This window comes from Streptomyces sp. NPDC049541 (assembly GCF_044465725.1).
In the GTDB taxonomy this organism is placed as follows: Bacteria; Actinomycetota; Actinomycetes; order Streptomycetales; family Streptomycetaceae; genus Streptomyces.
On record NZ_JBITLY010000001.1, the window covers coordinates 237,491 to 260,808 of the forward strand.

At 71.5% G+C, this 23,318-nt stretch carries 21 protein-coding genes and 1 tRNA gene; 8 read left to right on the top strand and 14 right to left on the bottom strand.

Going from position 1 to position 23,318, the window contains the following annotated elements; genetic code table 11:
- The first annotated feature begins 156 nt into the window (after positions 1 to 156).
- Complete coding sequence (locus ACIBW9_RS01115) at positions 157 to 1,437, top strand: M6 family metalloprotease domain-containing protein (protein WP_398949949.1); 1,281 nt, start codon at positions 157 to 159, stop codon at positions 1,435 to 1,437.
- Positions 1,438 to 1,766: 329 nt separating this feature from the next.
- Here the strand turns inward: ACIBW9_RS01115 and ACIBW9_RS01120 are convergent.
- The 7 genes from ACIBW9_RS01120 to ACIBW9_RS01150 all read right to left on the bottom strand — a co-directional run bounded on the left by ACIBW9_RS01120 (position 1,767) and on the right by ACIBW9_RS01150 (position 8,034).
- Positions 1,767 to 1,840 (bottom strand) — tRNA-Lys (locus tag ACIBW9_RS01120).
- Complete coding sequence (locus ACIBW9_RS01125) at positions 1,831 to 2,424, bottom strand: bifunctional DNA primase/polymerase (RefSeq protein ID WP_398949951.1); 594 nt, start codon at positions 2,422 to 2,424, stop codon at positions 1,831 to 1,833. The genes ACIBW9_RS01120 and ACIBW9_RS01125 overlap by 10 nt, the downstream gene beginning before the upstream one ends.
- 121 nt (positions 2,425 to 2,545) lie before the next feature.
- Positions 2,546 to 2,911, bottom strand: coding sequence for a hypothetical protein (locus ACIBW9_RS01130; RefSeq protein WP_398949953.1), 366 nt, complete (start codon positions 2,909 to 2,911; stop codon positions 2,546 to 2,548).
- 150 nt (positions 2,912 to 3,061) lie between these two features.
- A complete protein-coding gene (locus tag ACIBW9_RS01135) occupies positions 3,062 to 4,402 on the bottom strand; it encodes an AAA domain-containing protein (RefSeq protein ID WP_398949956.1) in 1,341 nt (446 codons plus the stop codon).
- On the bottom strand, positions 4,399 to 5,988 hold the full coding sequence (locus ACIBW9_RS01140) for a hypothetical protein (protein WP_398949958.1): 1,590 nt from the start codon (positions 5,986 to 5,988) through the stop codon (positions 4,399 to 4,401). The genes ACIBW9_RS01135 and ACIBW9_RS01140 overlap by 4 nt, the downstream gene beginning before the upstream one ends.
- Complete coding sequence (locus ACIBW9_RS01145) at positions 5,979 to 7,136, bottom strand: hypothetical protein (protein ID WP_398949960.1); 1,158 nt, start codon at positions 7,134 to 7,136, stop codon at positions 5,979 to 5,981. The genes ACIBW9_RS01140 and ACIBW9_RS01145 overlap by 10 nt, the downstream gene beginning before the upstream one ends.
- Entirely contained in the window at positions 7,087 to 8,034 is a 948-nt protein-coding gene (locus ACIBW9_RS01150; protein ID WP_398949962.1) for a phosphatase PAP2 family protein, read from the bottom strand. Before ACIBW9_RS01150 ends, ACIBW9_RS01145 begins: the two co-directional genes overlap by 50 nt.
- A gap of 194 nt (positions 8,035 to 8,228) precedes the next feature.
- Here ACIBW9_RS01150 and ACIBW9_RS01155 point away from each other — a divergent pair, with 194 nt between their 5' ends.
- Positions 8,229 to 8,828 (top strand): histidine phosphatase family protein, encoded by a 600-nt coding sequence (locus ACIBW9_RS01155; RefSeq protein ID WP_398949964.1) that lies wholly within the window; start codon positions 8,229 to 8,231, stop codon positions 8,826 to 8,828.
- 110 nt (positions 8,829 to 8,938) lie between these two features.
- Here the strand turns inward: ACIBW9_RS01155 and ACIBW9_RS01160 are convergent, their stop codons facing one another.
- Positions 8,939 to 10,405 carry a hypothetical protein gene (locus ACIBW9_RS01160; RefSeq protein WP_398949966.1) on the bottom strand — a complete coding sequence of 489 codons (1,467 nt, stop codon included), beginning with the start codon at positions 10,403 to 10,405 and terminating at the stop codon, positions 8,939 to 8,941.
- A 288-nt stretch (positions 10,406 to 10,693) separates the two neighbouring features.
- On the opposite strand from ACIBW9_RS01160, the gene ACIBW9_RS01165 reads away from it, so the two are divergent.
- Complete coding sequence (locus ACIBW9_RS01165; RefSeq protein WP_398949968.1) at positions 10,694 to 11,125, top strand: hypothetical protein; 432 nt, start codon at positions 10,694 to 10,696, stop codon at positions 11,123 to 11,125.
- 61 nt (positions 11,126 to 11,186) lie between these two features.
- Complete coding sequence (locus ACIBW9_RS01170) at positions 11,187 to 12,056, top strand: spermidine synthase (protein ID WP_398949970.1); 870 nt, start codon at positions 11,187 to 11,189, stop codon at positions 12,054 to 12,056.
- 10 nt (positions 12,057 to 12,066) lie between these two features.
- Here the strand turns inward: ACIBW9_RS01170 and ACIBW9_RS01175 are convergent, their stop codons facing one another.
- Positions 12,067 to 12,576 carry a hypothetical protein gene (locus ACIBW9_RS01175; RefSeq protein WP_398949972.1) on the bottom strand — a complete coding sequence of 170 codons (510 nt, stop codon included), beginning with the start codon at positions 12,574 to 12,576 and terminating at the stop codon, positions 12,067 to 12,069.
- A 111-nt stretch (positions 12,577 to 12,687) separates the two neighbouring features.
- Between ACIBW9_RS01175 and ACIBW9_RS01180 the strand changes: the two genes are divergently transcribed.
- The 3 genes from ACIBW9_RS01180 (at position 12,688) to ACIBW9_RS01190 (ending at position 16,355) form a co-directional block, all read left to right on the top strand.
- Positions 12,688 to 13,392 (top strand): response regulator transcription factor, encoded by a 705-nt coding sequence (locus ACIBW9_RS01180; RefSeq protein WP_398949974.1) that lies wholly within the window; start codon positions 12,688 to 12,690, stop codon positions 13,390 to 13,392.
- Positions 13,389 to 14,765 carry a sensor histidine kinase gene (locus ACIBW9_RS01185; RefSeq protein WP_398949976.1) on the top strand — a complete coding sequence of 459 codons (1,377 nt, stop codon included), beginning with the start codon at positions 13,389 to 13,391 and terminating at the stop codon, positions 14,763 to 14,765. Before ACIBW9_RS01180 ends, ACIBW9_RS01185 begins: the two co-directional genes overlap by 4 nt.
- 147 nt (positions 14,766 to 14,912) lie before the next feature.
- Positions 14,913 to 16,355 carry a cellulose binding domain-containing protein gene (locus tag ACIBW9_RS01190; protein ID WP_398949978.1) on the top strand — a complete coding sequence of 481 codons (1,443 nt, stop codon included), beginning with the start codon at positions 14,913 to 14,915 and terminating at the stop codon, positions 16,353 to 16,355.
- A gap of 88 nt (positions 16,356 to 16,443) precedes the next feature.
- Here ACIBW9_RS01190 and ACIBW9_RS01195 read toward each other — a convergent pair whose 3' ends face one another.
- From ACIBW9_RS01195 to ACIBW9_RS01210, 4 genes are all read right to left on the bottom strand, one after another.
- Positions 16,444 to 17,883: a GH1 family beta-glucosidase gene (locus ACIBW9_RS01195; protein ID WP_398949980.1), complete on the bottom strand. Its 1,440-nt coding sequence runs from the start codon at positions 17,881 to 17,883 to the stop codon at positions 16,444 to 16,446.
- A gap of 148 nt (positions 17,884 to 18,031) precedes the next feature.
- Positions 18,032 to 18,925 (bottom strand): carbohydrate ABC transporter permease, encoded by an 894-nt coding sequence (locus tag ACIBW9_RS01200; RefSeq protein ID WP_398949982.1) that lies wholly within the window; start codon positions 18,923 to 18,925, stop codon positions 18,032 to 18,034.
- Positions 18,922 to 19,950, bottom strand: a complete 1,029-nt coding sequence (locus tag ACIBW9_RS01205) for a carbohydrate ABC transporter permease (RefSeq protein ID WP_398949984.1) — start codon at positions 19,948 to 19,950, stop codon at positions 18,922 to 18,924. The genes ACIBW9_RS01200 and ACIBW9_RS01205 overlap by 4 nt, the downstream gene beginning before the upstream one ends.
- Positions 19,947 to 21,272 (bottom strand): ABC transporter substrate-binding protein, encoded by a 1,326-nt coding sequence (locus ACIBW9_RS01210; RefSeq protein ID WP_398949986.1) that lies wholly within the window; start codon positions 21,270 to 21,272, stop codon positions 19,947 to 19,949. Before ACIBW9_RS01210 ends, ACIBW9_RS01205 begins: the two co-directional genes overlap by 4 nt.
- Positions 21,273 to 21,662: 390 nt before the next feature.
- Here ACIBW9_RS01210 and ACIBW9_RS01215 point away from each other — a divergent pair, with 390 nt between their 5' ends.
- Positions 21,663 to 22,703, top strand: a complete 1,041-nt coding sequence (locus ACIBW9_RS01215; protein ID WP_398949988.1) for a LacI family DNA-binding transcriptional regulator — start codon at positions 21,663 to 21,665, stop codon at positions 22,701 to 22,703.
- Positions 22,704 to 22,805: 102 nt separating this feature from the next.
- Here ACIBW9_RS01215 and ACIBW9_RS01220 read toward each other — a convergent pair whose 3' ends face one another.
- The gene (locus ACIBW9_RS01220; protein WP_398949990.1) at positions 22,806 to 23,303 is read right to left on the bottom strand and encodes a GNAT family N-acetyltransferase; all 498 of its coding nucleotides are present in this window, start codon (positions 23,301 to 23,303) and stop codon (positions 22,806 to 22,808) included.
- Positions 23,304 to 23,318 lie beyond the last annotated feature (15 nt).

Consider the following 23,318-nt stretch of genomic DNA (forward strand, 5'->3'; position numbering starts at 1 on the left):
CTGACCGCTTGTGACGTTCCGTGAGCGTTTCGGGGGTGTCGGCTCTGATCGGGCCTCGCGGCCGCGTCACTCTTCTGGGGCAGGCGAACAGGGCGTAATACGACAAACTGACACAGGCTGGGTGCGGTGTCCCGTGTACCGCCCCCGGAGGTTCCTGTGCCGTGTCAGTCCCCCCTCAAGCATTTCAGGGGTTCCCGACTGCGCAGCACCGCCGCCGTGTTCACCACCCTGTCGGCGCTGGCCGCGACCTCGCTGGTGACCGGGCCGTCGATCGCCGAACCCTTCTCGGCGGTGCCGTGCGCGCTGCAGCGGACCGACGCCCATCACTCGGAGGGGCTCGACACCTGGAACGCCGCATATCCGCGGCCGGCCCGGGCGTTGAGCGCCGTGATGATCTTCCTGTCCTTCCCGGACGCGGTCCCGCGGACCACGCCCGCCCAGTTGACCGCCGACCACTTCCCAGCCACCAGCCGCTACTTCGAACGTGCCTCCTACGGCAGGTTCACCCTGCATCCGCATCCGCTCCGGCACTGGATCCGGATGCCGAGGCCGTCCACGGCGTATGCCATGAAGCGGGACTGGAACGCCGAGCACCGGGCCGCGTATCTGCACGACGCGCTGACCGCCGCCGACCCGCAGGTCGACTTCTCCCGGTACGACATCGTGTACTTCGTCGCCGACCCGGACGCGCCCGGTGTGGACTCGGACGCGACGAAGGTCGTCAACCTGGACACCCCGCTCAGGGCCGACGGCACGGACATCCGCCGCGTCGTCACCGTCTTCGAGAAACACCCGCCGGACCGGCTCGTCCTCGCCCACGAGACCGGACACGTCTTCGACCTGCCGGATCTCTACCACCGCCCCGACGACGGCAAGGGCGACTGGGACACCTACGTCGGGGACTGGGACCTGATGGGCAGCCAGTTCGGCCTCGCCCCCGACCTGTTCGGCTGGCACAAGTGGAAGCTGGGGTGGCTGACGCCGCGGCAGGTGGTGTGCGTGCGGGAGGCGGGCGTCACCCGGCTGACGCTGGAGCCGCTGGACGCCGTCGCGGGGGCTCAGGTCAGGGGTGCGGCGGGGCCACCGTCCTTCGGGCTCGGCCGCGGGGTGAAGCTGGCGGTGGTGCGGACCGGTCACGACAGCGTGCTCGCCTTCGAGGCGCGCGGGCCCCTCGGCAACGACACGGCGGCCTGCCGTTCGGGAATCCTCGTCTACCGGGTCCGCGCCGGAGCCCAGTCCGGCGGCGGCCCGATCGAGGTGCTCGACGCCCACCCCCACACGGAGGCCTGCTGGGAGAACTCCGTCTACCCCCCTCTCGCGGACGCCCCGGTCTCCCTGGGCGAGACCTTCAGGGTGCCGGGGGAGGCGATCCGGGTGCAGGTGGAGGGGCGAACGGTTTCGGGCGCGTGGACAGTGAAGATCACAGCCGGCGCCTGACGCCGCCGGCCAGGTCTGCCGGGTGGTTCCCCTGGGCTGTGGCACTGGTGGCTTTTTTGGCCTGCGGCCACGGCAGCCGCCGATGAAGACCGTCGGCGGCGCGATCCCTCCCCGCCGGGTGGTTCGCCCGGGGCTGTGGCACTGGGCGGGTTCCTCGGTCTGCGATACCGGTGGGCGCCGGATGTCCTCTTAGCTCCGGGGCACCGCCGGCCGCCGGTAAAAGGGGGGTGTGGGTGGCGAAGCCCCCACAACGCGCGGCGAAGCCGCGCAAAAACAACGATGGCGAGACGGTTCGCGCTTTCCGCGAACACACCTCGCCATCGCCATCGTGCGCCGCCAGGGACTCGAACCCCGGACCCGCTGATTAAGAGTCAGCTGCTCTAACCAACTGAGCTAGCGGCGCCTGCTGACGTCGTAGACCTTAGCATCCTGATCGGCCGGGGGAAAAATCGATATCCGTACGGCTGCGCGGGCCGCCCGCACGGCTGCCCAGAGCAGGATCTCGGGGCCCGGCAGCCAGGGGTGGCGGGTGTCCGGGGCGACCAGCCAGCGGGAGTCGGGGGCGGTCGGCGGGGTGGCCGCGAGCAGGGGCGGGACGGTCACCGCGTCGCCGTTGCCGTGGCACAGCAACGGCGGGATCGCTCCGGTCCGGCCGAACTCCTCCCAGCGCAGCAGTGAGGGCAGCCGCTGGGCGGTGCCCGGCGCGGCGAACAGCAGCATCCGGCCCCGGAAGGTCGCCACCGGGCCGGACCCCGGTCCCTCGTCCCACAGTCGGTCGACCATCCGCCGCGCGAAGACCGCCGGAGCGCTGACGACGTCGAAGACCGTGCCGCACGGGAGCACCACCGGGGCGTCGGCGCGCTCCTTCCAGAGGGCGAGCGTGCTGCGCGGGTATGTCCCTGCCGAGGCGAGCCAGGCGGCCCCGTCCGCGGTGACTCCGCTGACGTCGTAGAGGTCGGAGAACGGATCGTTGCGTTCGCTGCTCATGACATCTATGTCTACCGGCTGTGAACGTACCGCTCCTCACGGTTGCCGGAAACCGGGACAGGTGGGAGAGAAGAGGAGTATCTTGCCCGCCTGGCATATGCCAAACCGAAGTGGACCGTGTTCACACCGGGTCGGCGGAGCCCCGCCCTTCGGCGCCGCTCATCAGGTCCCGCCCGTACTCGACCATCTTCTTGGCATAGTCCTCGGTCCACTCGGCGCGTTCCGCGATGTCCGCCGGCGTCAGCCGGTCGAACCGCCGGGGGTCCGCCAGCTGCGCGGCGGCCATCGCCTGGAACTCCACCGCCCGGTCGGCCGCCGCGCGGAACGCCTGCGCCAGCTCCGTCGAGCGGGTCAGCAGCGCCCGCGGGTCGTCGATCGACTCCAGGTCGAAGAAGTGCTCAGGGTCGGAGGCCGCCTCCGCGGGCTCGAAGAGCAGGGGCGCGGGGCGTAGCCGCGGTTCGTTCCGACGCGGCGTGGGCTCCGCCATGTCTTCTCCTCCTCGTACGTCGCAATCGACCCGTCCAGGACCACCGGGCCACCGTCCATTGTCCCGCGCCCACGCAAGTGGGCCCGGAACCCCAGGTCCCTCAAGGCCTGAACGCCACCCGATGTTCCCCGAGCCGCACCGGCACCGCGGTCATGGCCGCCAGCTCACCCGGTGCTCCGCCAGCCGTGCCAGTACCGCGTGGTTCGCCTCCCAGCCGTCCGGGAACTTCACCAGCGTTCCCAGCTGCACCGGCTCCGTGGACGGGTAGTCGTCCAGGAGCTCGCTCACCCCTGCCCGGCAGACCACGATGCAGGCGTGGCGGTGGCGGGAGGCGAGGACGCACAGGCGGCCTGTTTCCAGGTGGAAGGCGGTGGCGTCGGGGCGGCCGGAGAGGGGGTGGAGGACGACCGTGACGTCGTACTCGCGGCCCTGGAGACGGTTCGCCGTGTCGACGGTGACGTCCGTGACACCCAGCTCCGCGAGCGCCGCCCGGACGGCCGCCGCCTGGTCGCGGTGGGCCGTGCCGACGGCGATCCGGTCCGGAGTCAGCGCCGCGGGCTCCTCGGGGGCGCGCTCCGACGTGGCCGCGCCGCCCCGGTCCAGCAGCCGCCGTACGACCGTCGCCACCGCCCGCACCGCCTCGGGGTCCGTGCGCGGGGTGTGCCGTGCGGGCAGTTCCAGCAGGCCCCAGCCCGACTCGGCCGCCTCGTCGATCACCCGGTCGGGGCCGGAGCCGTCCGAGGGGACGGCGAAGGCGAGGCGGCGGTCGCCGTGGTCCGTGCCGCTGCGGAAGGGCGTGTACGGGTAGAAGGCGTCCGAGACCAGGGGGGCCGCGGAGGCCGGGAGGCGCCAGGACACCGGCAGGCGGTGCTGCGGGAGTTCCGGGTTGTGGGCCAGCAGGGTGGTCACGGCGGAGGCCGAGGGGTCGTACGAAAGGCCCGCCCACTGCTCGCTGCCCACGATGGAGAAGGGGTCGAGCTGCCCCGGGTCGCCCACGAACAGCGCCCGCTCGAACAGCCCCGCCACGGCGAGCAGCGCGTCCGAGCGCATCTGGTACGCCTCGTCCACGATCGCGTGCCGCCACGGCTCGTCGACCTTCACATGCGCCCACTTCGCGGCCGTGGAGACGACGACCGAGAGGCCGGTCAGCTCGCCCGCCTTTGCCGACTTGCGGACGTTCGGCAGGTCGTCGAGCGCCTTGTCGTACGGGTCGGTGTCGCTGCTGTGCAGACGGCCGACCGGGAGCTCGGGGTTCTTCTCCGCGAGCCGCAGCACGAGGTCGTCGACCTGGGCGTTCGTCTGGGCGACGATCATCAACGGGCGCCCCGCATCGGCCAGTTCGAGGGCCGCCCGGACGACGAGCGTGGACTTTCCCGCACCGGGCGGCGAGTCGACGACCACGCCCCGGTGGGTGCCGTGCAGGGTGTCGCGGAGGATGGCGTCGGTGGCCTCGGCCGCCAGGGCGCCGGGGTCGAATGCGGTGGTGGTCACAGCACGTCCTCCGCGGTCAGGGGATCGGCGGCCTCAGCCGCGGCCTCACCCGGCGGCCCGCCGTGCGTCCACGGCGTCTCCTCCGGGTCGGGCAGTTTCGGACCGCCCCGCTGCTCGTGCTCGAAGAGGGTGAAGCAGATCCGGTCGCCCTTCTCGGGCACCGAGCCGGCCTCGGGCTCCTTGCCGCGGCCCATCTTGTCGAGGACACGCAGCACGAGCAGATCCTCCGCCTCCCGCCCCACGAACTCCGCCGCCTGCGGCTTGCCGCCCAGCGAGCGGTACACCTTGACCCGCTCACCCAGGTGCGGACGGTCCTCCGTCCGCACGGTGACCAGCGGGCGGGGGCTCGGCCGCTTGCCCTCGCTGTACGCCATCACGACGTCCGTCACCTCCCCGGCGAACGCCTCCCCGGACAGCCGCCGCCCCGCCATCACCAGCGGATCGTCGAGCGCCTCCTGCGCCTCGAGACGGGCCTGTTCGCGCTCGCGCGCGGCGAGCTTGTTGGCGGCGGTGACCGCGTCATCCCGGCGCGGCTGCGGCGGCTCGCCCGCGACGATCCGGTCGCGGTGGCCCGTGAACGACCAGCGGTCGCGCGTCCACCGCTCCTCGACATGCGCCCCGTCGGGCAGCGCCCGCAGCAGGTCCAGGCCCTGCCACACCTTCTCCCAGGTGGGCAGCGTGCGGCTCAGCACCAGCTCGCGGATCTCCCGCTCGGCGGCGGTGAGTTCACCGAGCCGGTCATCCGCCTCCAGACCGTCCTCGGCGCCGGCGAGGGCGGTACGCGCGCGGTCGTAGCGCTCGATGGCGGGCGCGAGCAGCTTGTTGTCGAACGCCGGGTCGGTTGCCGGTCCGGCGGGCGGGCAGAGCAGTTGGCCCTTGGCGTCGCGGGCCAGCTCGGCGTGCAGGGCGGCCTCGGCGCCCGTCGAGCCCTCCGGAGGGGCGATCCAGGCGAGCAGGGCGCCCAGATGCTGGTCCTCCAGGGTGGACTGCCCGGTCGCCCAGTGCAGGGCCAGGACATCCGTCATCGCCAGCAGGAGGGAGGATCCGGGAACGCGGGCGCGCTCCCCGAAGTGCGTCAGCCAGCGGCCGAGCAACGGCACGCGCGGGGGCGCGGGATACGGCGCCTCCGGGTCCTGTTCCGCCGTACGCCTGAAGCGCATGGAGCGGCCGAGCAGCCGTACGAAGTCGACGCCCGCGCGGCTCGGCACGATCAGCTGCGGGGCGTCCGCGCACAGCTCGACCTCGACCTTGACCCGCTTGCCGGTCTCCGGATCTGTCTCGTTGCGCTCGGCGGCCTCCACGTCCTGTGCGTACGCCTCGAGATACGGCAGCACGACGTCGGCCAGCTCGGCCAGGAACGCGAACCTGAGGTCACGGTCGCGCGGCTGGGGTACGGCCAGCAGACGCGGCGCGTCCCGGTCGGTGCCGACGAGCGCGCCGAGCGGGGCGCCGGCCTCGCCCGCGGTGGTGAGCGGCACGAAGACCAGCGGCCGCTCGGACAGGTGCCGGTGCCGGACGGTGGCGGCGGCCTGTGCGCGGCCGGTGCGCACCGCTTCCAGGCGGGCGAGGGTGGAGATCAGTGACACGGGGTGACCTCCTGACCGAGAGGAGCGAGGGGAGCGAGGGGAGCGAGGGCTTCGGCCCGCAGTTGCGCCGCCCTCCGCAGCGCCGCCACCGCCGGGTCGTCCGGGTCGCCGCTCTCACCGCGGGCCGCCGAAAGGACCTCCTCCACCGTCGTCAGGCCGCCCAGTTCGGCGCGGACCGAGCGGCCCAGGGACGTCACCGCGCCGGCCGCGCGGGAGCGGTCGCGGCAGTGGAAGGCCAGCTCGCAGGCGGACAGGCACTCGGGTGCGTACGTCGCCGGGACCGACTCCACGGCCGAGGTCAGCTCGGCGGCGGGCAGCTGAGGGGAGAAGCAGGTGCCCTCGGGGAGCGTGTCGGCGATGTCCTCGATACGGGTCAGACGCGCCAGCTGACGGCCGGTGACCGCGCGCTGCTTGCGCACATCGACGGCCGAGGCGGTGGGGAGGTTGGAGAAGTCCTTGGGGCAGACGAGCAGGATCCGCTGCCGTACCTCGGGGGCCGGATCGAGGCGGGCGGCGACCTCTTCCAGGGCGAGGACGTACACCGCCGCCTGGCGTGCCGCCGCGCCCACCTTCGCCGGGTCCGCGCTGCCGTCCAGCATCGGGAAGGACTTGATCTCCACGACCGTCCAGCTGCCGTCGGGATGCACCACCACGGCGTCCGGCTCCAGGAACGCGGGGGAGCCCGCCACGTCGAGCGCGAGCATCGGGTGGTCGAGGAGCGTCCAGCTGCCGGCGGCCGCCGCGGCCTCGCGCAGCGCCAGCGCCGTACGGGCCGCGCGGCCCTCGGGACCGGAAGCGGAGAGGTCCGGCACCCGCGCCTCGGCGGGGGGCTCCGCGCGCCGGTCCAGCTTCTCGTGCACCAGCTTCAGCAGCTCCGCGCCGCCGTCCGCCTTGACCTTCGCCTCGAACGCGTTGCCCCGCGTGAACGCGAACTGGGACTGCCCGAAGACCGAAGGGGAACCCAGGGCGCTCGCCACAGCCGCCTTGTTCACCCCGGCGCCGTCGAGGATCGCGCGCCTCTTGCACCCGGGGTTGGCGGCGAGGGCGGCCAGGGCGCGCGCGTCCAGCGCCTTGGCCGGTACCTCGGGACCGCGCAGCTCAGCGAGCCGCTGCCGGAGCGCCTTCCCCCGCGTCCGTGGGAGAGGCACCCGGCTCGGCTCCGGATCCGGTCCGGGACTCGCGCTGCCGTGGAATTCGCTCACCCGCGGAAGTCTGGCATCCGGCACTGACAATTGAGGAACCTGCGACCTGAGCGCCCCCTGCGCCGAAGGACAGCCGCTCCTTGATCCCGTCCGCGCCCCGCATGACGTACGGCGTCAGGACCAGCCCGACGCCCATCACGGCCGCACCCGCGACCGCGTCGAGGAAGTAGTGGTTCGCGGTGCCCATGACCACGATCGTCGTCAGCAACGGGTAGGCGACGGCGGCGGCCTTCGTCGTACGCGTCCTGCCGTACCGCCACAGCATGACCCCGCACCACAGCGCCCAGCCGACGTGCAGGCTCGGCATGGCGGCGTACTGGTTCGTCATGCCCCCGAGGCCGCGCGGGGCGCTGGCCTCGCCGCCCCACCAGCCGTACGAGCTGTAATGCGCCATCGTGTCGACGAAGCCGTGGCCCGCGGAGAGCAGGCGCGGCGGGCAGGTCGGCAGCAGCGTGAAGCCGATCAGGCCGAAGAACGTGGACGTCATCAGCCAGGTGCGGGCCGCGCGGTAGTGCACGACGTGCGATCGGAACAGCCAGACCAGGATCGCCGGTGTGACCAGGTAGTGCAGTGACGCGTACCAGAAGTCCGCAGGGACGCCGAGCCAGGCCTCGCGGGTGAAGAGCCGGTTGAGCGGGTGCTCGGCGTTGATGTGCAGGAACTTCTCGATGTGCAGGATCGCCACGCCGTGGTCGACGGCGCCCGAGGTGTCACCGCGGGCGAGGAGCCGGCCGGCCGAGTAGCAGGCGTACACCAGCAGGATCAGCGGCAGCTCGGTCCACCAGCGCAGGCGGGTGTGCGGGGTCGCAGCCTCGATGCCCGGTGTCGTCTCGGTCCTCGGCATCCGATCGCCCTCCCCCTTCGTTCTCGCGCGGCGCCCGGCGGGCCGGTCGTGCCACTTTACGGCGTACGTGCGCACCCGCTTCGGGCGCCCCGGCCCTCAAAGACGCAGAGATCGCCCGCCGGGTTGCCCGCCACCAGCGTGCGCGATGATGGACTGGTTCCGCCTGCGATTTCTCCCGGAAGGCCTTTCAGCTCATGGCACCGCGCATTCTGCTGGCCCGGCACGGACAGACCGCGTGGTCGCTGTCCGGCAAGCACACCGGCAGGACCGACGTGCCGCTCCTGGAGGAGGGCCGGCGGGGCGCCAAACTGCTCGGCGAGCGGCTGCACAGGATGCCGTTCGACGGGCTTCCCGGGGTTGCCGTCCGCACCAGTCCGCTGGCACGCGCGCGTGAGACGTGCGAGCTTGCCGGGTTCGGGGAGCGGGCGGTGGTGTGGGACACGTTGATGGAGTGGGACTACGGGGCGTACGAGGGGTTGACGCCCGAGGAGATCCAGGGCGTGCGGCCGGGGTGGTTGATCTGGCGGGACGGGGTGCCCGGGGGTGAGTCGCTCGCCGAGGTGGCCTCGCGGGCGGATGAGGTGGTGGCTTGGGCGCGGGGTGAGGAGCGGGATGTGCTGGTGTTTGCGCACGGGCACATTTTGCGGTCGATCGGGGCTCGGTGGTTGGGGCTGCCGTTGGATTTTGCCGCGCGGATTCGGTTGAACCCGACGTCGTTGTCGGTGTTGGGGTGGGCTTATGGCGAGCCTGCCATCGAGAGCTGGAACGACTTGGGGCACTTGACCGCGGTGTGAGCTGTGCCCGGTGCTGCAGGTGCGAGGGTTGGCTTGCCCGCCCTGGCGGGGTGCCGCCTGCGCCCACCCGTGCCGCCCCAGCGGCACGACTGCCCGCAGGCTGAGCCAAGTCAGGCCGTACGCGGCTGCGAGGCGTGACGCTCCAGAAACTCCGACACCCCCGACGCCCGGCGGTGCGGAAGCAGCACCCTCGCCGTTCCCGCCAGCATCGTCTGGACTCGGGAGGACTGGACCTGGTCCAGGAGGTCCAGTACCTGCATTCCGGCCGTTGCCGCCTCGTCCGGGCGGCCGCCTCTGGCCAGGTCGTCCGCCAGTTCCGCCGTGTACAGGGCGATGTTGCGGGTGAAGTGCGGGTTCTGGAGCCGGGCCGCGCGGCGCGCGTGGCGTGCCGCGCGCTGCCAGTCGCCCAGAGTCGACCAGCACTGCGCCTCCAGGCCCTCCAGCTCGGCCTCCCCGTAGAAGCTCATCCACTCGGGGTCGGCGTCCGAGGGGCCTCGCTCGAAGAGGGTCTGCGCACGGACGAGCGACTGTTCGCAGGCGGTGCGGTCGGCGAGTCCCGCCCAGCCGCCCGCCTCGCGCAGCGCGAGCAGCGACATCAGCCGGGCGGAGCCCAGGGGGCGCGCGACGCGTTGTGCGGCCTGCGCGGCCCGGACCGCCTCGCGCGGGCGTCCGGCGTCGCGCGCGAGGAAGGCCGTGTTGCAGAAGGCGTGTGCCTCCAGGGCGTCGTCGCCGGTCATCCGGGCGGTCGCGAGCGCCTCCGCGTAGTGCGAACGGGCATCGTCGAACCGCCCCGAGTCGTGCGCCAGCCAGCCCACGGAGATGGCGAGTTCACCGGCGCCCGAGTGGAGACGGTCGGCGGTCGTCTGCCGGGTCGCCCCGGCGTCCAGCAGCGCATAGGCGGCGCGCAACGGCGCCGACGCGCGCCGGTAGAGCCCGTCCGCGCCGTGCCGGTCGTCGAGCAGCCGGATTCTGCGTACAGCCTCTTCGAGTGCGTACGCGTCGTTCGCGCCGGGGCGGCGGACGGGACGTCCCGCTGCCGCGGCGTCGAAGGCGAGCCCGATCGGGCCCAGCGAGGCGGCGGCCACCGTGGCGCCACCGCCGGTCATGAATGCGCGACGCAGCACGTCGCTCTCCTCGTAGTTCTCGTGATGCGCATGGCTCTCGTGACGGCCATGCGGGTCGTAAGGGACTTGCGGGTGATCAGGGACCTGCGGGTCCGGGTTGTCCTGTCTCTCATACGGCTCGTACGCCCCCGGTGTCTCACCGGTGGTGTGCGCCCGGCGCCCGCGGACGGACGAGCGGGGCGCGAAGCCCAGGTCGGTGAGGGTGCGGCCGGGGAACATGTGCAGGAACACCCGTTCGTATGCGTAGTTGGGGCAGCGGATCTCGCCCGCCTCGACCCGGCCGATGTAGCGCGCGTCGCAGCTAACCCGCTCCCCGATCTCGCGCGCGGCCCGGCGCACCGCGGCGGCGAACTCGGCCGGCGAGCGCTGTCCGCGCAACTGCCGGAAGACGAGGTTCGGCCGCGCTGGCCTGGGGGGCGTGGGCTGGGACGAGGTCAGCTGTGACGACGCCATGGCCGGGTCCTCTCGTGCGAACCGTCGAACCATGCCGGATTCAGGGCGGGTTGTCCGTGAAGAGCCCTGTCTCCAGCGGGGAAGAACGTACCTGCTGTGCCGGAGTACTCACGCTGTGTTTGGCTACAAACCGGATATCTCATACGGGATCTGCCATGAACTGCCATCCTTTGTGGCTGACTTCCGCCGTAGCCGTTGACGCCCGCGCCGCGTTGAACCCTGCGGACCGGGAGCCGCCCGACTCCCGACCCGCTTCGTTCAAGGAGGGGTTCCGTGGTGGAGGCCGGGATGGAGACCAGACAGAGCGTCGTTCCTCGTACGTCGCCCGCGACCGTGGCGCACGCCCCGGAGTGCGGCGAGCCGCCCCTTCCCGACGGTGCGTGCGACCTCGTCACCGTGCCCACCCGGCAGGGTCTTGAGGCCGTCGACATCCTGCGGCGCGGCGCGGGCGACGCGGTCGGCCCCGTCCTGCACGACGACGACTGCAACACCCTGGGCTTCGTGGTGCCGCCCGGTACGGCCGCCGCCTGGGACGTCCCGGGCAGCACCTGTACGGAGACCGACGGCCGTGGATCGAGACTGAACCCGGAGCCGCCCGTGGCGGGCTCGGACTGGCTGCTCCCACCCGGCGAGGCCGATCTCGCGACCGACCCGGCGGTGCTGCGCGCCGCGCTGGGCGAGGCGGCACGGATCATCGAGGCCGCGGACAACTGCCGCTGACCTGGTCGCTCGTGACCACCCCGCGCAGGCGTGGCCGCCCGACGCTGCCGATAATGGCGCAATGGGAAAGTCCAGGAACCCCCGGCGCTCAGGCGGCGGCGCCGAGGCGGTCGTCGAGGCCGTCGACGGCGGGCTCGCCGAGCTGATGCCCGACCGGGACCGGGCGCGGGCCTGGACGCTGCTGATCGACGGGGCGCCCCAGTCGCATGTCGATCTCGACGATCCCTCCTACCTCTCCTTCGAGTACCAGCGCCGGCTCGGGCATGTGATCGACCTCGTCGCACCGGCCGGGAAGCCCGTGCACGCCGTGCACCTCGGCGGCGGAGCCCTCACCCTCGCCCGCTATGTCGCCGCCACCCGCCCCCGCTCCACCCAGCAGGCCGTCGAGCGGGACGCCGCGCTCGTCCAACTGGTCCGCCGGGAGCTGCCGTTGGACCCGAACGCCCGCATCCGGGTGCGTTCCGTCGACGCCCGCGAAGGGCTCGCCAAGGTGCCCGACGGCTGGGCCGACCTCGTGATCGCCGATGTGTTCAGCGGCGCCCGCACCCCGGCCCACCTCACCTCGACCGAGTTCCTCGACGACGTCCGCCGGGCCCTGAAGCCGGGCGGCTGCTACGCCGCCAACGTCGCCGACGGGCCGCCGCTCGCCCACCTCCGCGGCCAGATCGCCACCGCCGCCGCCCGTTTCCCCGAACTCGCGCTGGTCGCCGACCCGACCGTGCTGCGCGGCAAGCGCTTCGGCAACGCGGTCCTCGTCGCCTCCGACACCCCGCTGCCGATCGCGGAACTGACCCGCCGGGCCGCCTCCGACCCGCACCCCGGCCGCGTCGAACACGGCCGCGCACTCCTCGACTTCACCGGCGGGGCGACCGCGGTGACGGACGAGGCGGCGGTCGCCTCACCGACGCCGCCGCCCTCGGTGTTCCGCTGACCTGCAGGGGCTAGTAGTTCCCGATCTCCACATGCGGCGGCCCGTCGTGCCAGGTGCAGATCACCGAGACCTTGTCGGTGCCCGCGGTGAACTCCACCCGGATCCAGGTCGCCGTCTTCCACACCTGCATCGACCAGCCCGAACCCGGCGTCGCCGACACGAGCGTCGCGGAGGCCTTGCCGAGGTCGAAGACCACCCGCCCGCCGTCGGTGTCGTAGCTCTTGACCTGGCCGGATGCGGTAGGGGGTGGGGTGGGGCTCGAGGTCGGCGTCGTCGACGGCGTGGGCGTCCGGGAGGGCTTGCCCGCCGCGCCCTTCGACGGTGACGGCGACGGCCGCTTCGTCGACGACGCCAGCGGCTTCGACTCCTGTGTGGTCGCGTCCGCCGCAGTGATCGGCAGGGCGCGCGGCGGGTCGTACGCCGTGCCCGCCATCACCGTGTGGACACCCCACCACGACAGCGTGACCGCCGCGCCCGTGGCGAGCGACCAAGCCAGTACGTGTACGAGTCCTCTGCGCATCGCGGGCCATACTGCCTCACGCGTCCCACGGGTGTCCCCTCCGTTGTCCACAACCGAAGAGTTGTCCACAGGCTCCGATGCGCCTGTTCCGCATGGCGTACGGTGCCGCGCATGGCAAGTGTGCTCGTGGTCGAGGACGACCAGTTCGTACGCTCGGCGCTGATCAGGCACCTGACCGATGCCGCGCACACCGTGCGCAGTGTCGGGACGGCGCTGGAGGCGCTGCGCGAGGTCGCCCATTTCCGCTTCGACGTGGTGATTCTGGACCTGGGACTGCCCGACCTGGACGGGTCCGAGGCCCTGAAGATGCTGCGCGGCATCACCGACGTGCCTGTGATCATCGCCACCGCGCGGGACGACGAGACGGAGATCGTCCGCCTGCTCAACGCGGGCGCCGACGACTACCTGACCAAGCCGTTCTCCGTCGAGCACCTGTCCGCGCGGATGTCCGCGGTCCTGCGACGGTCCCGGTCCTCCCCTTCGGACGGCTCACCCTCCACGGTCCTGCGGGTCGGCGGCCTCACCGTCGACCCGCTGCGCCGCCAGGCCGAACTGGACGGCGTCCGCCTCGATCTCACCCGCCGCGAGTTCGACCTGCTCGCCTTCCTGGCCGGCCGGCCGGGCGTCGTCGTACCCCGCAAGGAGCTCCTCTCCGAGGTGTGGCAGCAGTCGTACGGCGACGACCAGACCATCGACGTCCATCTGTCCTGGCTGCGGCGGAAGCTGGGCGAGACGGCGGCGCGGCCTCGCTATCTGCACACGCTGCGGGGCGTCGGCGTGAAGCTGGAGCCGCCGGATGGGGAGCCGCCGCGATGAGATGGGCACTGGTCAAGGTCTGTCTGGCGGTCACCGCCATGGTCGTCGTCGCCTTCGCGGTGCCGCTCGGGCTCGTCATCAAGGAGATGGCCCGCGACCGTGCGTTCTCCAACGCCGAGCGGCAGGCCGCCGCGGTCGCCCCGGCGCTGTCCATCACCACCGAGCGCGACCAACTGGAGCGGGTCGTCGCCTCCGCCGGCTCGGACTCCGGGATGGCCGTGCACATACCGGCGGCCGCCGGCCAGTCCGCCCTCGACATCGGGCGGCAGCGCGCCGCCGGCGAGGACATCGCGACCGTGCGCAAACTGGGCCGCGCCTCCACCACCGCGGTCTCCGGTGGCTCCACACTCCTCCAGCCCGTCGCGCTGAGCACCGGCGCGATTGCCGTCGTCGAGGTGTACGTCCCCGAGTCCGAGGTCAGCAACGGCGTCGGTACCGCGTGGGCGGTGCTCGCGGGGGTCGGGATCGCCCTGATCGTCGGATCCGTCGCGGTCGCCGACCGGCTGGGCGTACGGATGGTGCAGCCCGCGCAGAAGCTGGTCGAGGGCGCGCACGAGCTGGGAGAGGGGAAGCTGGGGGCAAGGGTGCCGGAGGAAGGGCCGACGGAACTGCGGCTGGCGGCGGTCGCGTTCAACTCCATGGCCGACCAGGTCGTACAACTCCTGGCCAATGAGCGGGAGTTGGCGGCGGATCTGTCCCACCGGCTGCGGACCCCGCTGACCGTGCTGCGGCTGAATGCGGCCTCGCTCGGCGAGGGACCGGCCGCCGAGCAGACCCGGGCCGCCGTCGCCCAGTTGGAACGCGAGGTCGACACCATCATCCGCACCGCCCGCAACGCCAAACCGCAGACCGCGGCTGCCGGCCCCGGCGCCGGATGTGACGCGGCCGAGGTGGTCCGTGAACGGATGGCGTTCTGGTCGGCGCTCGCCGAGGACGAGGGCCGCAAGTGGCGGATGGCCGGCGCCGACCGTCCGGTCCGCATACCCGTGGCCCGGGCGGACCTCGCGGCCGCGCTGGACGCCCTGCTCGGCAACGTCTTCCGGCACACCGCGGAGGGCACGGCCTTCGCTGTCGACCTGCACAACGGCGAGGACGCGGTGATCGTGCTGGTCTCCGACGCCGGTCCCGGGATCCAGGACCCCGAGGCCGCCATGGCGCGCGGGCGGGGCTCCGGCAGCGACGGATCCACCGGACTCGGCCTCGACATCGTGCGCCGGCTCGCCGAGTCGACCGGCGGTGACGTGCGGATCGGGTCCTCGGTCCTCGGCGGGACCGAGGTGCGGATCTGGATCCAGTTGGACGGGCGGGAGCGGACGCCAGGACGGGGCCACCGCTCCGCACGGCGCCGCAGACAGAGGAAACTCGTCCAGTAATTGGTCTCTACCTTTAACCGTCCCCGATCCCTTCCTTAAGCGCACCCTAAGATCCTCAACCCCCGCCCGGATCAGGCACTTTGCCCGGTTCCGGCTCGCTAGCGTGCTGCCGCACCCGACCCCCGAACCATGAAGGCAGGCACGCGCATGAGCACGCACCGGCGCAGGATCAGTGGCAGGAACAAGGCGATCGGCGGAGCGGTCGCCGCGGCCGTGATCGGTGGCGGCGCGCTCCTGCTCACCGGTACCGCCCAGGCGGCCGGTGTGGCCGCCGCGTACACGAGGACCAGTGACTGGTCGACCGGCTACACCGCCCAGTACGTCGTCACGAACAACACCGGGCAGACGGAGAAGAGCTGGAAGCTGGAGTTCGACCTGCCGTCCGGCGCCAGGCTGAGCTCGCTGTGGAACGCCGAGTCCAGTGTGAGCGGACAGCACGTGACCGTGACACCGGCCAAGTGGGACACCGACGGCCTCGCGCCCGGCAAGTCCGTCACCGTCGGCTTCGTCGTCAACGGCACCGGGAACCCGAGCAGTTGTCTCGTCGACGGCGCCAACTGTTCCGCGGACGACGGCCCGACGCCCGAGCCGAGCGGCCGCCCGACCCAGTCCCCGACACCCACCCCCACTCCCACCAAGACGGCGCCCCCCACGGCCACCCCCACCCCGACCCACAGCTCCGGCACCGGCACCACGGCGAGCGCCGGCTTCGCCCCCTACGTCGACACCTCCCTCTACCCCGCCTTCGACCTGCTCGCGAGCGCCGACGCGACCGGCGTGAAGAACTACAACCTCGCCTTCATCACCGACGGCGGCGGCTGCACCCCCAAGTGGGGCGGCGTGACCGACCTCGGCAGCGACGGGGTCGCCTCCCAGATCGGCGCACTGCGCGCCAAGGGCGGCGACGTCCGCGTCTCCTTCGGCGGCGCCTCCGGCTCCGAACTGGCGACGACCTGCTCCTCGGCGGACGCGCTGGCGGCGGCGTACGGCAAGGTCGTGGACCAGTTCAAGCTGACCAAGGTCGACTTCGACGTCGAGGGCGGTGCGCTCCCCAACACCACGGCGAACACGAACCGCGCCAAGGCGATAGCCAAGCTCCAGGCGGCCCACCCCGGCCTGGACGTCTCCTTCACCCTCCCGGTCATGCCCGAGGGCCTCACCCAGGACGGTGTGAACCTGCTCTCCGACGCCAGGTCCAACGGCGCGAAGATCGACACCGTCAACATCATGGCGATGGACTACGGCGCCTCCTACAGCGGCGACATGGGCACCTATGCCGAGCAGGCGGCCACCGCCACGCAGGCGCAGGTCAAGAGCGTGCTCGGCCTCTCCGACGCCGCCGCCTGGAAGACGGTCGCGGTCACCCCGATGATCGGCGTCAACGACGTCTCGTCCGAGATCTTCAAGGTCGACGACGCCACCCAGCTGACGGCCTTCGCCAAGGCCAAGGGCCTCGGCGGCCTCTCGATGTGGTCGGCGACCCGTGACCAGCAGTGCGCCGGCGGCACCAAGCCCACCGCCGACGCCGGCTGCAGCTCGATCACCCAGGACAAGTTCGCCTTCTCGAAGGCGTTCGGCGCCTTCAACTGACCACCGCCCAACGGGGGTTGGCGCGCCCCGGCCGGACTTCCCCCCATCCGGCCGGGGCGTGGCGCGTCTCCTCGGCCGCCGCGCCCGGTCAGTCCGCTGCCACGGGAGGCAACGTCCCCGTCCGAGCAGCCTGCCCATACCAAAGGGCACTCGCCTTCGGCGTACGGGCAAGCGTGGCGTAGTCGACGTACACCGCCCCGAAACGCTTCTCGTAGCCGTACGCCCACTCGAAGTTGTCCATCAGGGACCACAGGTAGTAGCCGCGCACGTCCGCGCCGTCGGTGATCGCCCGGCGTACCGCCCCGAGATGCTTCTCCAGGTAGGCGATGCGCTCGGGGTCGTGGACGCGGCCGTCGGCGTCGGGCTTGTCGTCGTAGGCGGCGCCGTTCTCGGTGATGTACAGCGGCAGGCCGGGGGCCTCGCGGGTGTACCGCATGATCAGCTCGTGCAGGCCCGTCGGGTCGATCGTCCAGCCCATCTCGGTGCGCTCACCCGGCGTCTGGTGGAAGGCGACGTCGTCCGCGCCCGGCCAGGGGGAGTGGTCGCTGGCGCCGTGGCCGTCGGCGCGCGGGGCGCTCGCGTTCGCGTCGGTCGCCGAGACCAGCGCGGGCGTGTAGTAGTTGAGGCCCAGCGCGTCCAGCGGCTGGTTGATCGCCTGCAGGTCGCCGTCGAGGACGTACGACCAGTCGGTGATCCGCTCGGTCGCCGTGAACAGCGACTCCGGGTACGCGCCGTGCAGGATCGGGCCGTGGAAGACGCCGTTGGCCAGGTCGTCGATCTTCCGCACCGCCGCCAGATCCGCCGGGTCCTGCGGGGAAAGGGGCCTGACCACCGAGGAGTTGAGGCTGAGCGCGACCGAGTTGCGCGCCGGCATCACCGACCGCAGGGCCGAGGTGCCGAGCCCGTGCGCCAGGTTCAGATGGTGAGCGGCCCGCAGCGACGCCTCCGGGTCCGTGCGGCCCGGTGCGTGCACCCCGGAGCCGTAGCCCAGGAACGCGCTGCACCACGGCTCGTTCAGGGTGATCCACTGTTCCACCCGGTCGCCCAGCGCCTCGCCCACGATCTGCGCGTACTCGGCGAACCTGAGCGCCGTGTCCCGCTCCGGCCAGCCGCCCGCGTCCTCCAGCTCCTGCGGCAGGTCCCAGTGGTAGAGGGTGACGGCCGGCTTGATGCCGTGCTCGAGCAGCTCGTCGACCAGCCGCCGGTAGAAGTCCAGGCCGACCTGTACCGCAGGCCCCCGGCCCGTCGGCTGCACCCGCGACCAGGAGATCGAGAAGCGGTACGCGGACAGACCCAGCTCGGCCATGAGGGCCACGTCTTCGCGGTACCGGTGGTAGTGGTCGACAGCGATGTCACCGTGCTCACCGCCGGCGGTCTTGCCCGGCGTATGGCTGAAGGTGTCCCAGATCGAGGGCGTACGACCGCCCTCCCGCACCGCCCCCTCGATCTGGTACGCGGAGGTCGCGGCACCCCAGAGGAAGGCGGGAGGAAAGGTCACCGGGGTCGCCGGCTGTGCGGACTCAGGCATGGAAGCGCTCCCATAAATGGTCGTCGAGACCGAAGAGTTGGACGGGGAGTGGGAGGGACGGGGGGAAGGAGGAGAGGGGGCCGAGGCGGCGCTGCCCGGCCCCGAGGGGACGTACGACGACGTACGGCAGATTCGGAGTGACGAGCCGTCAGCCCTTGATCGCACCCTGCATGATGCCGCCCACGATCTGCTTGCCGAACAGGATGAACGCGATCAGCAGCGGCAGCGTGCCGAGCAGCGCGCCCGCCATGATCACCGCCTGGTCGGGGACGTATCCGGTGCCGAGCGAGTTGAGGGCGACCTGCACGGTCGGGTTCTGCTGGTTGAGGGCGATGATCGGCCACAGGAAGTCGTTCCAGGCGAACACGAAGGTCAGCAGGCCGAGAACGGCCATCGCGGGGCGGGCCGCCGGGAAGACCACGTGCCAGACGACTCTCAGGCTGCTCGCCCCGTCCACCCGGGCCGCCTCGATCAGCTCCGTGGGCAGCGCCTGCACCAGGTACTGCCGCATGAAGAACGTACCGAAGGCCGTCACCAGCGTCGGCAGGATGACCGTCTGCAACTGGTTCGACCAGCCCAGGTTGCTCATCCACAGATACAGCGGTACGACGGCCAGCTGCGGCGGGATCATCATCGTGCCGATCGTCAGCAGCAGCAGCACGCTGGAGAACCGGAACCGCAGCTTGGCGAAGGCGAAGCCGGCGAGCGTGGAGAAGAGCACCGTGGCGACGGTGATGGTGCCCGCGACGACCGTGCTGTTGAACATCGCGGTGCCCATGCCGGCCTGGTCCCAGGCAGCCTGCAGGTTCTTGAACAGGTTCCCGCCGAACCACAGGGGTGGCGGGGTCTCGGCCAGCCGCCGGTCGGTGCGGGAGGCCGCGACCGCCGTCCACACCAGGGGCGCCAGCGAGATCAGCGCGAAGACCGTCAGCACGAGGTACGTCACGGGGCCCGCGTGCAGCTGCTTGCCCGCGCCCATCACCCGGCGGGAGCGGTCCTTCTTCGGTCGCGCCTGAGGCAACGTCAGTTCACTGGTGGTCATTGGGACTTCCTCAGGCGTCGGGTGAACAGCATGTTGATCACGGCGACGATCAGCAGGATCAGGAACATCGACCAGGCGATCGCGGACGCCTTGCCGAGGTTGCCGATGATCCAGCCCTGGTCGTACATGTACAGGCCGAGCGTCTGGTACTGGTGCTCGGAACCGCCCTTGGAGCCGCTGACCCCACCGAACAGCAGGGGCTCACCGAAGAGCTGGGTCGCGCCGATCGTGGAGACCACCACCGTGAACAGGATGGTGGGCCTGAGTTGCGGGATCGTCACGTGCCGGAACTGCTGCCAGCGGTTGGCACCGTCGAGCGCCGCCGACTCGTACAGGTCGACCGGGATCGCCTGCATCGCCGCCAGGTAGATCAGCGCGTTGTAGCCGGTCCACCGCCAGATCACGATCGACGACACGGCGAACTGCGAACCCCAGTCGGACTCACGCCAGTTGACCGGACCGATCCCCACGAAGTGCAGGAACCAGTTGATCATGCCGCCGTCCCAGGAGTAGAGCAGCGTGAAGACGAGCGTCGCCGCCGCCACCGAGGTGGCGTAGGGGGTGAGCATCACGACCCGCCAGACGGTCGAGCCGCGCAGCCGGTAGTTCAGCAGGTGCGCGAGGGCGAGCGCCGCCATCAGCTGCGGCACGGTCGAGATCACACCGATGGTGAAGGTGTTCTTCAGCGCGTTCCAGAAGAAGTCCGAGCTGAGCAGGTTCCGGTAGTTGTCCAGGCCCGCCCAGGTCTGGGTGTCCAGCGAGGACAGCTGCACGTTGTGCAGCGAGTACCAGGCCGTGTACAGCAGCGGGACCAGGGAGAACGCCCCGAAGATGATGAAGAACGGGGCGATGAACGCGTACGGCGACGCCTTCATGTCCCAGCGGTACAACCGGCTGCGCCAGGAGTCGGCGCCCGCAGGTGGCGTACCGCGACCGTGAGCGCCCCGGGCCGCGCCCGGCGGGGTGCCGGGCGCGGCCTCGGCGCTCGACGCGGGATGCGCGAGTGCCTGCTTGGAGCTGCTCACTGGCCGAGCACGTCCTTGATCTCGTTCTTGGCCGCGTCCCAGCCCTGCGAGGGGCTCTTGCCCTTCTGCTCGACCTGGAGGATGCCCACGTCGGTGATGGCGGTGTTGATGGGCTGGTCCTTGATGCCGAAGTACTGGCTCGGGATGGTCTTCGCGGAGTCGGCGAAGATCTGGGTGAGCGGTGCGTTCGAGAAGTACGTCGTGGTGTCCGGGGCCGGCTTCAGGTTCGCGTACGCCGCCGGGGTCGACGGGAAGCTGGCCTGCTTGGCGAAGACCTTCGCCTGCTGCTCGGGCGCGGTCAGCCACTTGGCCAGGGCGATGGCCTCCTTCTGGTGCTTGCCCGCCGTCGGCACGCCGAGGAAGGAGCCGCCCCAGTTGGACGCGGTCGGGGCCGCCGCGACGTCCCAGTTGCCCTTGCCGGAGTCACCGGACTTCTGCTCGATGTAGCCGATCATCCAGGCCGGGCAGGCCACCGTGGCGAACGTGCCGTTGGCGTAGCCCTGGTCCCACGGCTTGTCGAACTGCTTCAGCTTCGCCGACATGTTGCTGGTCGCCACCGACATCGCGACGTCCCAGGCCTTCTTCACGCCGGCGGACTTGTCCCAGACGACCTGGCCGGTGCTCTTGTCGTAGTAGCGCTCGCTCGCGCCGCCGAGGGCCGCGTTGTAGACGGAGGAGGCCGAGTCCACGAACTTGGTGCCGCTGGGCGCCTTCTTCATGTACTGCTTGCCGACGTCGACGTACTTGGCCCAGTCGCCCTTCCACTGCGCGGCGAGCTTGGTGCGGTCCGTCTCGAGGCCGGCCTTCTTGAAGAGGTCCTTGCGGTAGCAGATCGCCATCGGGCCGACGTCCGTGCCGAGCCCGATCAGCTTGCCGTCCTTGGTGGTGGCCTGGGCGTTCTTCCAGTCCAGCCACTGGGACTTGTCGACGTCCTTGCCGAGGTCGACGAACTTGCTGCCCTGCGTCTGCACGGCCTCGGTGATGTTGCCGACCTCGATCGCCTGGATGTCGTCGGTGCCGGAGCCCGCCTGCAGGCGGGTGAGGACCTTCGGCCAGTACACGTCGGTACGGGTGGTGACGTTCTCCTTGATGCTGATGTCCGGGTGCAGCTTCATGTACTCGTCGTAGAGACCGGCCTGCTTGTATCCGAACACACCGAAGGTGCCGATGGTCAGCGTGGTCTTGCCCTTGCTGTTGCCACCGCCGTCGTTCGACGAACCGTCGTCCGAGTCCTTGGAGCAGCCGGCCAGCAGTCCCGTGGTCAGCGCGGCGACGGCCGCGAGGGCCATCAGCCGGTGGGACCGGCGGGTACTCGTGCTCATTGCGTCCTCCTGTTGCCTGACGTGCCGACCCCCCGGCCAACTGCATTGTTGGGCCCGTTCATTCTCGCTGCGGCTCGGGCGGGGAACGTGCGGGATGTGTATGTGTCAGGTACTGTGGGAGCGCTCCCACAAGTGATGTGTTGAAGGGTCGTCGGTTCGGGCGGGGGTGTCAAGGGAGTCGGCACGGCGAGATGTGTTCAGTTATCGGGCTGTTAACTGGACGAAAGGAGTCCGGTACTGATCGGGTTTTCCAGACGGTCCAGCTGGAGGGGGCGGCCGTCGGGTCGGGAGCCGGGGTCTGGGGGTGACAGCCCCCAGGGGCGGCCACGGACACCCCGGGACTGTTAGATTCCAGGCCAGCTGCAGTAACGGCGGAAAGGGCGGAGCCAAATGCGGAGCCGGAGCGGTGGGCGCCCCACCCTCGAAGAGGTCGCCGCGCGCGCGGGCGTGGGCCGCGGCACGGTCTCCCGCGTGATCAACGGCTCGCCCCGGGTCAGCGACGCGACCCGCGCGGCGGTCGAGGCGGCGGTGGCCGAACTCGGATACGTCCCCAACACGGCCGCGCGCGCCCTCGCGGCGAACCGCACGGACGCGATCGCCCTGGTCGTCCCCGAGCCGGAGACCCGTTTCTTCGCGGAGCCGTACTTCTCGGACATGCTGAAGGGTGTCGGTGCCGAGCTGTCCGACACGGAGATGCAGCTCCTGCTGATCTTCGCGGGCGGCGACCGCGAGCGCCGCCGCCTCGCGCAGTACCTCGCCGCGCACCGCGTGGACGGCGTCCTGCTGGTCTCGGTGCACGCGGACGACCCGCTTCCGGACCTGCTCGCGCAACTGGAGATCCCCGCGGTGATCAGCGGCCCCCGGTCGGCCGCCGAGACCCTGACCTCGGTGGACTCGGACAACTACGGCGGCGGCCGCTCGGCGGTGGAGCACCTGCTCTCCCGGGGCCGCCGCAAGATAGCCCACATCACCGGCCGCCTCGACGTCTACGGCGCCCAGCGCCGCGTCGACGGCTACCGCGACGCCCTGAGCGACGCGGGCCAGGAGGTCGACGAACTCCTCATCGAACCGGGTGACTTCACCGAGGAGGGCGGCCGCCGGGCGATGACCAGGCTGCTCGGCCGCTGCCCCGACCTGGACGCGGTCTTCGCGGGCTCCGACGTGATGGCGGCGGGCGCCCGCCAGGTCCTGCGCGAGGAGGGCCGCCGGATCCCCGACGACGTGGCGCTGGTCGGCTACGACGACTCGGCCATCGCCCGCCACATGGACCCGCCCCTCACCAGCGTCCGCCAGCCCATCGAGGTGATGGGCCGCCGAATGATCGACCTCCTCCTCAGCGAAATCGCGGACCGCCGCCCGGCCGTCTCCCGCGACCTGGAACGCCGCCAGGTGGTCCTGGCAACGGAACTGGTACCCCGCACGTCTTCCTGACCGCGCCCCGGCCATACGGCGTCCGGCCTGGCCCGGGGACGCGACCGGGGTGAACGGTTCGAAGGCGTACGGGAGCCGGTGGCGGCGTGGCGGGCGGCGACGTCAGGGGGGCAGCGAGAGGCGCCAGCGCTGTTCGCCGTCCTGCTGCTCGCCCGTCGGGAGGAGCCCGGCCGACCGGGCCACGGCCGCGGAGGCGAGGTGCTCGGGACGGATGTGCGCGAGGACCGTACGGATGGGCTGTCGGCGCAACCGTTCGACCAGCCCGCGCGCCGCCTCCGAGGCGAACCCGCGCCCCTGCCAGGGCGTGCCGACGACCCAGGCGATCTCCGCGACCGTCCCGGTGACCGTTGCCTGGACGGTCCCCACCAGCCGGGACTCCTCCCTCTCCCGCAGCACCCAGTTGCACCAGGAGACGGAGGGATCGGGGGAGCCGTCGACGAGGCGTTCGTAGCGGACGCGCAGGGCCGCGGGGGACAGGGGGCTGCCGCCGATGAAGGTGTGCAGTGCCGGGTCGGCGAGGACGGTGGCCATCTCGTCGGCGTGCGAGACGCGGAGGGGGAGCAGGTCGAGGCGCGGGGTGCTGATGGTGTCGGCGTCCATGGGCACGCGGCCTCC